This is a genomic window from Caballeronia sp. dw_19, assembly GCF_018449515.1.
Classification (GTDB): domain Bacteria; phylum Pseudomonadota; class Gammaproteobacteria; order Burkholderiales; family Burkholderiaceae; genus Caballeronia.
Genome location: NZ_JAAVUQ010000031.1, coordinates 78,126 through 88,801 on the forward strand (window position 1 = coordinate 78,126; position 10,676 = coordinate 88,801).

A 10,676-nucleotide genomic window follows, 5' to 3' on the forward strand; every position below is an offset into this window, starting at 1 on the left:
CCGCGTTCGTTCGATCAGCGTGTACACCGCGTTACATCACGCCAACTGAAACTTCCCAACCAGTTGTTTCAACGCATGTGCCTGGTCATCCAGCGACTGCGCCGCAGCGGCGGCCTGTTCGACCAGCGCCGCGTTCTGTTGCGTGCCCGCGTCCATTTGCGTCACCGCGAGATTGATTTCCTCGATACCGCTGCTCTGCTCCGCCGACGCCGCCGAAATCTCGCCCATGATGTCCGTCACGCGCTTGACCGCCCTCACGACTTCTTCCATGGTAGCGCCCGCTTCGTGAGCGAAGGTCGAGCCATCGGAAACACGCGCCACCGACGTGTGGATCAAGCCCTTGATTTCCTTCGCCGCCGCCGACGAACGTTGCGCGAGGTTGCGCACTTCGCCCGCGACGACCGCGAACCCACGCCCCTCTTCGCCTGCGCGCGCCGCTTCCACGGCAGCATTGAGCGCGAGAATATTGGTCTGGAACGCAATGCCTTCGATCACCCCGATGATGTCGCCAATACTCTTCGCGCTTGCGTTGATCTGCTCCATCGTCGCCACCACGCGTGCGACCACCACGCCGCCCTTCTCAGCAATCTCGGACGCGTTGTAAGCCAGCGAACTCGCCTGCTTAGCGTTCTCGGCGTTCTGGCGTACGGTGGACGTCAACTCCTCCATGCTCGACGCCGTCTTTTCCAGCGCGACGGCCTGTTGCTCCGTGCGCTGCGACAAGTCCACGTTGCCCTGCGAGATTTCGCCGGACGCCGACGCGATCGCTTCCGCGCTGGCCGCGATTTCACCGACCGTCGTCGATAAATCCTTCTGCATGCCCGAGAGCGCGTGGAGCATGCTGGTGTTGTCGCGCTTCGCGATCGAGATGCGGTTCGACAGGTCGCCCGCCGCGATCCGGCTCGCAATTTCCATTGCGTAGACCGGTTCGCCGCCGAGCTGTTTCGCGAGCCGCCGCACGACCCATTCGCTCACCGCGAACGCCAGCACGATCAGCACGAGCGTCAGCAGGGCCACCATCACAAACGATTCGTGATAAATGGAAGCCGCCGATTCGATAGTCGCCTTGGCCGCCGCGCCACGCTGTTCAATAAGCGCGTTCACGAGCTTTTCCAGTTTGCCCGTCGCCACCAGCAGCGAAACGTCCCCAATACCCACTTGCCAGTTCATCTGCGTCAGATCGAGCGGTTGTTCCTTCACCAGCTTGACAAAGCTGCGCAGGTCGGTGCTCCACGCGCCAACGGCGGTCGCCAGGCGCTTCTGGTCACCCGTGGGGTCCGCGTAGCTTTGCAGGTCATGTTGTCCGCGGCCTATATCGGCGAGCGCATGTTCGATGTCCGCGCCGAGTTCGTCGCGCTCCTTCGCAGTGGTCGCGGTGAGCAGCATCTTTTGCGAGCGGCTCGCGCGCAGCACGGCGCTGCGCAGTTCCTCAACGTCGCGGCTGGCGACATATCCCTCGCGATAAATGGATTCGGTCGAACCGTTGAGACGGCTGATCTGCGTCAGCGCAATCACGCCGATAACCAGCGTGCCGACCAGCAGCAACGCGAACGCGAGGCGCAGCGACGCCTTGACGGACAACGACCGTCCGCTCGTGCCGGCGATCTTGGCCATCGCCCGGGCGGCGGCCTTGGCGCCGCCGTCGGGAATAAATCCGGCGCCGGGATTGCCCAGCTGCGAAAACGGTTTCATCTATTGAATTCCCCAGTTTTGATTGGCGTCGCGCGGCCTGCTTCTTGGGCGGGGCGCACGGCTACATCAATGGTCTACGGCGGGAAACGAGGCTTCTTTAGATGTGTTTCTGCTACATGTTACAAATTCATGTCGATCTCACCAAAAGCGGGCGCACCGGCTCCACGCAGGGGCGAACTGCTGTCCGTTTCGCGACAAATTTTGGCCGGACAATGCGTAGAGGACACATTAAAATTATCAGGAGACGGCGCACCCGGGCGCTTCTGACCCGCTTCTACTCGCTTCTACCCGATAACGAAATACGACGAGAGACAACTTCCGGCCATCATCATGCAGACAAGTATCGATAAAAGCGCGCTCGGCGCCGCACCCGCCCTGAGCCCTGCCGTTGCGCGCACGGCCTTCTCCGTGCTCGGCGCGATCAGTTTTGCGCATTTGCTCAACGACATGATCCAGTCGCTGATCCTCGCCATCTACCCGATGTTCAAAAGCGAGTTTTCGTTGTCGTTCGGGCAAATCGGCTTGATTACGCTGACCTACCAGATCACGGCGTCGCTGCTGCAACCGCTGGTCGGCTTATATACCGACAAACATCCGAAACCGTATTCGCTGCCGATCGGCATGGGTTTTACGCTGTGCGGCTTGTTGCTGATGTCGATGGCCGGAAGTTTCCCGGTATTGCTGGTAGCGGCGGCGCTGGTCGGATGCGGATCGTCGATATTTCACCCTGAATCCTCGCGGGTGGCGCGCATGGCGTCGGGCGGACGCCACGGGCTTGCGCAGTCGGTGTTCCAGGTCGGCGGCAATGCGGGCAGTTCTCTCGGGCCCTTGCTGGCCGCACTGGTCGTGATGCCGCATGGGCAACGCAGCATTGCGTGGTTCTCGGCCGCGGCGCTGCTCGCGATCTTCGTGTTGGCCAACATTGGCCGCTGGTACCAACGCCACCCGGCAGTGAAGAAAGCCCGTGCTTCGGTCGCAGTGTCGGCATTGCCGCGCAATAAAGTGGTGCTCGCCATGACGGTCCTGATGCTGCTCGTATTCTCGAAGTACTTTTATCTGGCGAGCATCAGCAGTTACTTCACGTTTTATCTGATCAGCAAGTTTCATTTGCCGGTGGAAACCGCGCAGGTGCATTTGTTCTGGTTCCTCGCGGCCGTGGCGGTAGGCACGATCGTGGGCGGTCCCGTGGGTGACAAGATCGGCCGCAAGGTCGTGATCTGGGTGTCCATCCTGGGCGTCGCGCCGTTCACGCTCATGCTGCCGTTTGCGAACCTGTTCTGGACCGGCGTGTTGTCAGTGGTGATCGGGCTGATCCTGGCGTCCGCGTTCTCCGCCATCCTGGTTTATGCCACCGAACTGATTCCGGGCAAGGTCGGCATGGTGGCGGGGCTGTTCTTTGGCTTCGCGTTCGGCATGGGCGGCATAGGCGCCGCGGTCCTTGGCCATCTGGCTGACGCGACGAGCATCGACTATGTCTATAAGGTTTGTTCGTTCCTGCCGCTGATCGGAGTCCTGACGATCCTGCTGCCGAATACCCGGGATGCGAAGGAAAAAATGGTAACGGCTAAAGCGTAATGATCACGGTCATGTGAGCAGGACACACATTCGACCGACGAACGCGCAACTCTAAAACGAGTTTTCGTTTCGACGTTCCAGGCGCCGCCCAAGGTTGTCACTTGACAACCTTGGGCGGCGCCTCTATCATGGGGCTAACGATGACTCGATCACAGCATCAGAAGAAGGAAATTGAAGAAGCATTGCGGCACGCGGAAACGCATGGCTGGCGCGTCGAACAAGGAGGAAGCCATGCGTGGGGACGAATTTATTGCCCCTACAACGCGGCCGAGTGCCGCTGCGGCGAGTTTTGTATTACCAGTGTGTGGAGCACGCCGAAGAATGCGGTGAATCATGCGCGAGCCATCAAGCGCGTGGTCGACAACTGCACATTTCAGTCAGACAAGGTTTCCGGACAATCAACGGTCTCAATTAAGGCAACACCATGGAATACACGTTCACATTGAAGTACCGGTTATCGGAAAGCGACTGCGATCACGAAGCGTTGATCGGACGTCTCGGTGCCGCAGGATGCGACGACGCATTGATCGGTGTTGGTCAGCCGGGGCGAATTGCGCTGGCATTCACGCGGGAAGCAGACAGCGCGCAAGCGGCACTCATGAGCGCCTTGAAGGATGTCAAGTCGGCCATTCCGTCCGCCGCTCTGGTGGAAGCTTCACCGGATTTTGTCGGCCTGACCGACGTCGCCGACGCAATCGGCGTCACGCGGCAGAACATGCGCAAGTTAATGCTCACGAACGCGGACACCTTTCCATCGCCGGTGCACGAGGGCGGCACCGCAATATGGCATCTGGCGGAAGTCATGGACTGGCTCAAGGCAAAAGGCACGTACCAGCTTGAGCAAGCGGTTCACGAAATTGCGGAGACAACCATGCAGGTCAATCTCACGAAAGAAGCGCAGCGGCTCACGCCCCGGGCGGAGCGTGAGTTGAGGGCTTTGGTGAAATAAAAAGGACGCGCCGCTACCGCGACAAAGCCTCCTTCACCTGCACCAGCGCCCCGGCATCCTCGATCATCGGCAGATCGCCGGGGTCGCGCCCTTCGGCCAACGCAGCAATCGCCCGCCGCAGCAACTTGCCCGACCGGGTCTTCGGCAGCATCGCCAGAAAATGGACTCTGGCGGGCCGGGCGATCGCACCCAAATGCGCATCCACGCTTAGACACAGTTCGGCCTCAAGTGCTTCACGTGCGCCCTCTGCCTCCAAGGCCCGCGCATCACGCAAAACGACGAAGGCCAGTGCGACTTGCCCTTTCACCGAATCGGCCACGCCCACCACCGCCACTTCAGCCACGGCCCGGTGACTGCTTAACGCCTCTTCTATCTCGCGCGTGCCCAGCCGATGCCCCGCCACGTTGATCACGTCGTCGGTGCGTCCGAGGATGGATACGTAGCCGTCTTCATCGGTCACGCCCCAGTCGAAGGTCGAATAAAGTTGCTGCCCCGGCACGCTTTCCCAGTACGTCTTGATGAAGCGCGAATCGTCTCCCCACACCGTCTGCATGCAGCCCGGCGGCAGCGGATAATCGAGCGTGATCACGCCCTTCTCGCCCGGCGCACAGATTTCACCCGTCGCCTCGTTTCGCACGGTCAATGCAAAGCCCATCGACGGTACGCCCGGCGATCCGAGCTTCGGCGGCAACGCTTCAATCCCTCGTGGAATCGCGATCATCGGCCAGCCGGTTTCGGTCTGCCAGTAGTTATCGACGACGGGCTTTTTGAGCGCGCTCTGAATCCACTGCGCCGTGGGTTCATCCAGCGGTTCACCGGCCAGGAAGAGCGTGCGCAAACTCGATAAATCCGCCTGCTCCATCAGCTTCGGGTCCTGCTTCTTGAGCACGCGCAACGCAGTCGGCGCGGTGAACATCAGGTTGATCTTGTGCTGCTCGATGATCCGCCACCAGATACCGCCATCGGGGCGGATCGGTGTGCCTTCGTACATGACCGTTGTCAGGCCGGCAATCAGCGGTGCATAAATAATGTAGCTGTGCCCGACCACCCAGCCTACGTCCGACGCGGTCCACATGGTGTCGCCAGGCTTGCCCTGAAAGATATGTTCCATCGATGCCGCCAGCGCCACCGCGTATCCGCCCACGTCGCGTTGCACACCCTTCGGCTTGCCGGTCGTCCCCGACGTGTAGAGCACGTACGAAGGCTCGTTCGATTCGAGCCATACGCATGGAACAAGGGCGTCGAAGAACTGTTCACGCAACGGCTCGTAGGAAACCAGATACGGCGCCTGCAACCGTTCCGGCGCGAGCTGGCGGTCGATCAACAACACCTTCGGCACCTTATGCGTGGCGCGTGCCAGCGCTTCGTCCACAAGTGGCGTGTAATCGATCACCTTGCCGGCCCGCGCACCGGCGTCGGCGGTAACGATCAGCACGGGCGTGGCGTCATCGATACGCGCCGCCAGGCTCGGCGCCGCGAAGCCGCCGAACACGACCGAATGAATTGCGCCGAGCCGCGCGCAGGCGAGCATCGCGAACAGGGCTTCGGGGATCATCGGCAAATAGATCAGGACACGCTCGCCCTGTTTCACGCCGAGCGAGCGCATGACGGCAGCCGTGCGGTTCACTTCGGCGTGCAGCTCGGCATAGGTGTAGCGCCGCTCGATGCCCGTTTCCGTCGATACATACACCAGCGCGTTTTGCTGCGCGCGGGCGGCGAGATGCCGATCAACGGCGTTGTAGCAAAGATTGGTCTTGCCGCCGACAAACCAGCGCGCGAACGGCGGATTGCTGCGATCAAGCACCTGCTCGAACGGCGTTTCCCAATGGATGCGCCGCGCCTGTTCGCCCCAGAACGATTCCGGATCTTCGATCGAACGGCGGTGAGCTTCACGATAAGTCGGCATTCGAACCCCTGTCTGAACCCCTGTCTGGTAGCGGAACGCCGCGCCTGAATCATCCTCAGGCGCGGACGAATTGCTCCTGAGCATAGTTCAGGCCGTGGGACGCTGCTAGAGGGGGACGGCCCTGAGTCGACCGCGCGATGAGCGGCTCCGCCACGTCGCCGGCCTTCGTTTCAACACAGACTGCGACGCTAGGGCATTTGCAGGCGCGGCTGATCGGTTGATCGGGATTTCTCCAGATCGCTTGCCGAATGTTTGAGCAGCACGGGCGCGAGTTCGCCGGCCACTCGCATGCTGGACACCACGACCATTCGCACGCCACTGCCCTCGGTCGCGGCGCGCACGGCCTCCCGCGTCGACGCCCGCGCTTCTATCCTCGGCTCGATCACTATGAATCCGCGGCAAAAAAGGGCGAGTGTTTCCCGATGGGAACGTAGCCAGGCGCTGCGCAGGCGCGTGTCATCGGCGGTTTCATCGGCGTCATGTTCCGACACGATCACGAACGGCGTCTTCAACAATAACAACCGCTGCATCTCGGCGCCCCAGCCGAAGGCATAGCCCGGCTGCACTGCGCGCCGGCGCAAGCGCACGAGCGGAAAGCGGCTGGCGTCGTGCATGCGCTGATCGGGAATATGGAACGCGTCGAACGCGTCGGATGCGTCAATAACGGCGGCGGGGCTGACGGACTTGGCCAAGGGAGATGGGGTAGCAATCACAGCGGTCTCGTACTCCAGAAATTCATGGCTAATGCAAGGTTTGCGACTATCGGACGACGTGAAAACCGGGGCGGCCGGGGCTGCTTCGCGATGTCGCTGATATCGCTGATGGGTTGCGCCGCTGCGGCGAGCCATGCTCGGCGCGTGGTCTCGATCACCCGTGCGGCGTTCGCGGACATTGCGCGCTGTGCCCGGCTGGAATCGGGCGTCGTTTCGGTCATGTGGACCTCCTGTCGTCCCGAGCATTGTAATTGCGAATCATTCTCACTTACAAGAGGGAATTTTGGGGAGCGAGTCGGGAGGAGAACCGAAGGAGATGCGGGATATGCCACGGCGCTGAAGGCGGCATCGCGAAGATGGCACGGGCGGGTCGCCCTGCTGCGGCGATAGGACGCGTATAAGGACGCAGTGCGTTAGCCGCGTATTTCCGCGCAGTACAGAAGGGGCGTTGGGACCTGAGGTGAACAGCCAGGCGATGACGAAAGCAACGTTCAGGAAGGGAGGCGCACGTCGTCGCCGCGAGCCCAAGCCGCCAGAAACCGTCGCAGAATTCCTGACGAATAGGCACCGCCCAGCGCATGCAGGAAATCGAGAAAGGATTCGGGCGCGTCGGCGTCGGCGGTATCGGAAACCGTGCGCACGACAGCGCACCGGACACCGTGCTCGAAACACACTTGCGCGAGCGCCGCGCCTTCCATCTCGACCGCCAGCGCGTCGGGTAACGCTGCTCGCAGCGCATTCACTTCGTTGTGACTGGATACAAACCGGTCGCCGCTCACGATCAGCCCGCGGTGCAATCGCGGCGGATGAACACCAAAACGCGCCTCCAACGCAGCATGTTCATCGACGAGAAATGCCCTGCATGCTTCTGCCAGCGCGGCATTCAGCGTCGCATCGCCGGGAAAGTGCGCCATGCCCAGCAACGGCACTTCAAAGCGCGGAAATAACGGCGATGCGTCGAGATCGTGCTGCATCAGCGTTTCACCAATCACGATATCGCCTACACGCACGTCGGCGCGCACGCCGCCGGCCACGCCGGTGAACACAATGGCGTTCACGCCGAACACGTGAATCAGCGCGCTCGCCGTCGCCGCCGCAGCCACCTTTCCGACGCGCGCGAGCGTGACCACGCACGGCACCCCATGCGCGATGCCGACGTGATACTCGCGCCGGCCGATGGTTTCGGTACGCACCTCACCGCCCACATGCATCGATTCGATCAGGTCGCCCAGTTCCTGCGGCAACGCGGCCATGATGCCGAGATAGTTCATGCCCGCAGTCATTCCACCGCCTGCAGCTTCGCAACCGCCAGCGCGAGCCACTTCTCGCCGTGTCGCTTGAAGCGGACTTGAGCACGGGCATCGGCGCCGGCCCCTTCGAGTCCGATCACCGTGCCTTCGCCAAACTTGTTGTGAAATACGGCCTGACCGACCTTGAAACCGGTGTCGGCGGCTCGCTGGTTGTTGGCGAACGCGGGCAATGGCTTGCCGGCATCGGGATCGGCGTACGCGGCGCGTTCCTTGTCGGGCCGTGCGAACCAGTCGCGGCCCCAGCCGGCGTTATCTGACCGGCCGCCCCAGCGCGCGCCCGCCTCCACCTTCGGTGTGAGCCACTTGAGCGAGCCTTCGGGGAGTTCATCGAAGAAACGGGAACGGATGTTGTAGCGCGTCTGGCCATGCAACATCCGGCTCTGTGCAAACGACAGATACAGCCGCTCCTTCGCCCGCGTGATCGCCACGTACGCAAGCCGGCGTTCCTCTTCGAGCCCGTCGCTTTCCTGCGCGCTGTTCTCGTGCGGGAACAGGCCTTCCTCCAGGCCCGTGATGAACACCGCCATGAATTCAAGGCCCTTGGCTGCGTGCACCGTCATCAGTTGCACCGCGTCCTGGCCGGCCTGGGCCTGGTTATCGCCGGCTTCGAGCGATGCGTGCGACAGGAACCCGGCCAGTGGCGTCATGGTGTCGGGGTTTTGCGCGGGATCGGCGGGGCTTGCCGCGTCGAGCACATCGACGGACGGATCGTCGGTCGTCAAGCCGATTTCCGGCGCGTTCGTCGCGCCCGGACGAAGCGGAATGGAGCGCGCGGGGGTATCGAGCCCGTAGCCCTCCTCCTGTACGAACGCCGCTGCGGCATTCACCACTTCCTGCAAGTTCTCCAGCCGGTCCTGACCTTCGCGCTCGTTCTCGTAATGCGTGGCGAGACCGCTTGCGCGAACCACGTATTCCACGGTTTCAGGAAGACTCATCTGCTGCGTTTCGGCGCGCATCCTGGCGATCAGTTGCGCAAACGCGCCGATGCTCGAACCCGCCTTGCCCATCACATAGGGAACGGCGGCGGCCATCGAACAGTTGTAGAGGCGCGCGGCATCGGCGAGTTGCTCGATCGACCTTGCACCGATCCCGCGCGTCGGAAAATTCACGACGCGAGCGAACGCGGTATCGTCGTTGGGGTTGTCGATCAGGCGCAGATACGCCAGCGCGTGCTTCACTTCCTGACGCTCGAAGAACCGCAAGCCGCCATACACGCGATACGCAATACCCGCGTTCACCAGCGTGTGCTCAATGGTCCGCGACTGCGCGTTGCTTCTATACAGGATGGCGATTTCGCTGCGAGCCGCGCCGGCATGGATCATCGACTTGATCTCCTCGACGATCCACGCCGCCTCCTGCGTGTCGGTCGCTGCCTCGTACACGCGCACGGGTTCACCGTGGCCGGCGTCGGTACGAAGATTCTTGCCGAGCCGCCGCGAATTCTTCGCGATCAGGAAGTTGGCGGTATCGAGAATATGACCGTGCGAGCGATAGTTTTGCTCAAGCTTGATCATGTTGCGCACGTGGTACTCGCGCTCGAAGTCGTGCATGTTGCCGACGTTCGCGCCGCGGAACGCGTAGATGGACTGATCGTCGTCGCCGACTGCGAAGATGGCGTTGTGCTCGCCGGCCAGCATTTTCAGCCACGCGTATTGCAGCTTGTTCGTGTCCTGGAACTCATCGACCAGGATGTTGCGAAAACGCGCCTGATAGTGCGCGCGCAGCGGCGGATTGTGCGCGAGCAGTTCGTAGCAGCGCAGGAGCAGCTCGGGGAAATCGACGACGCCCTCGCGCTGGCATTGCTGCTCGTAGGCCGCGTACAACTCGACGAACTTCATGTTGAAGGAATCGGTTGCGTCGACGTCTTTCGGGCGCAGGCCTTGTTCCTTGGCGTTGTTGATGAAGTACTGGAGATTTTTAGCCGGATATTTCTCGTCGTCGATATTCAGGCCCTTCATCAGGCGTTTGATCGCCGACAACTGGTCGGCGGTATCGAGGATCTGGAAGGTCTGCGGCAGGCCGGCGTCGCGAAAATGGGCGCGCAGCATGCGGTTGCAGAGGCCGTGAAAGGTGCCGATCCACATGCCGCGGGTGTCGATAGGCATCATCGCGGTCAGGCGCGCCATCATTTCCTTGGCGGCCTTGTTCGTGAAGGTGACGGCGAGAATTGTTGTGGGCGACGCGAATCCCTGCTGGATCAGCCAGGCGATACGGGTGATGAGTACGCGCGTCTTGCCGCTGCCCGCGCCCGCGAGGATAAGCGCCGGCTCGTTCGGCAGCGTGACGGCGGCGAGTTGTTCGGGGTTCAGATTGGCGAGCAGATCGGGCATGGGGGGAGTTTTCCGGTGGGACGGGTATTATAAATCGTTAGCAGGCGGGGGTCGTTGGCACTCGGGGGGCGGGGGGGTCGGGGTTGATGCCGGGGTGGTCGGTTCTGGGGTTGGCGGTCGGGGTCAATGCCGGGTTGGTGCTTTCAGCGTTAGTGGTCTGCGAGAGTCGGATTTTCTCTTTATCACTATTAGCCACTGTGC

Annotated in this window: 9 protein-coding genes; 3 read left to right on the forward strand and 6 right to left on the reverse strand. The window is 61.9% G+C overall.

Annotated elements, in window-relative coordinates; translation table 11 throughout:
• Positions 1-36 precede the first annotated feature (36 nt).
• Positions 37-1,692: a methyl-accepting chemotaxis protein gene (locus HB376_RS30585; RefSeq protein WP_213767409.1), complete on the reverse strand. Its 1,656-nt coding sequence runs from the start codon at positions 1,690-1,692 to the stop codon at positions 37-39.
• 330 nt (positions 1,693-2,022) lie between these two features.
• Here HB376_RS30585 and HB376_RS30590 point away from each other — a divergent pair, with 330 nt between their 5' ends.
• The 3 genes from HB376_RS30590 (at position 2,023) to HB376_RS30600 (ending at position 4,216) form a co-directional block, all read left to right on the forward strand.
• Positions 2,023-3,267 carry an MFS transporter gene (locus HB376_RS30590; protein ID WP_213767410.1) on the forward strand — a complete coding sequence of 415 codons (1,245 nt, stop codon included), beginning with the start codon at positions 2,023-2,025 and terminating at the stop codon, positions 3,265-3,267.
• A 140-nt stretch (positions 3,268-3,407) separates the two neighbouring features.
• The gene (locus HB376_RS30595) at positions 3,408-3,713 is read left to right on the forward strand and encodes a hypothetical protein (protein WP_255631641.1); all 306 of its coding nucleotides are present in this window, start codon (positions 3,408-3,410) and stop codon (positions 3,711-3,713) included.
• The gene (locus tag HB376_RS30600) at positions 3,692-4,216 is read left to right on the forward strand and encodes a DNA-binding protein (RefSeq protein ID WP_213767411.1); all 525 of its coding nucleotides are present in this window, start codon (positions 3,692-3,694) and stop codon (positions 4,214-4,216) included. The genes HB376_RS30595 and HB376_RS30600 overlap by 22 nt, the downstream gene beginning before the upstream one ends.
• A gap of 13 nt (positions 4,217-4,229) precedes the next feature.
• Here the strand turns inward: HB376_RS30600 and HB376_RS30605 are convergent, their stop codons facing one another.
• The 5 genes from HB376_RS30605 to HB376_RS30625 form a co-directional block, all read right to left on the reverse strand.
• Positions 4,230-6,206, reverse strand: a complete 1,977-nt coding sequence (locus HB376_RS30605) for a propionate--CoA ligase (protein WP_255631642.1) — start codon at positions 6,204-6,206, stop codon at positions 4,230-4,232.
• A gap of 104 nt (positions 6,207-6,310) precedes the next feature.
• Positions 6,311-6,835, reverse strand: coding sequence for a hypothetical protein (locus tag HB376_RS30610; protein WP_346730610.1), 525 nt, complete (start codon positions 6,833-6,835; stop codon positions 6,311-6,313).
• On the reverse strand, positions 6,832-7,056 hold the full coding sequence (locus HB376_RS30615) for a hypothetical protein (RefSeq protein ID WP_213767413.1): 225 nt from the start codon (positions 7,054-7,056) through the stop codon (positions 6,832-6,834). The genes HB376_RS30610 and HB376_RS30615 overlap by 4 nt, the downstream gene beginning before the upstream one ends.
• Positions 7,057-7,326: 270 nt before the next feature.
• The gene (locus HB376_RS30620; protein WP_255631643.1) at positions 7,327-8,118 is read right to left on the reverse strand and encodes a 5'-methylthioadenosine/adenosylhomocysteine nucleosidase; all 792 of its coding nucleotides are present in this window, start codon (positions 8,116-8,118) and stop codon (positions 7,327-7,329) included.
• Positions 8,115-10,475, reverse strand: a complete 2,361-nt coding sequence (locus tag HB376_RS30625) for a UvrD-helicase domain-containing protein (RefSeq protein WP_213767414.1) — start codon at positions 10,473-10,475, stop codon at positions 8,115-8,117. Before HB376_RS30625 ends, HB376_RS30620 begins: the two co-directional genes overlap by 4 nt.
• Positions 10,476-10,676 lie beyond the last annotated feature (201 nt).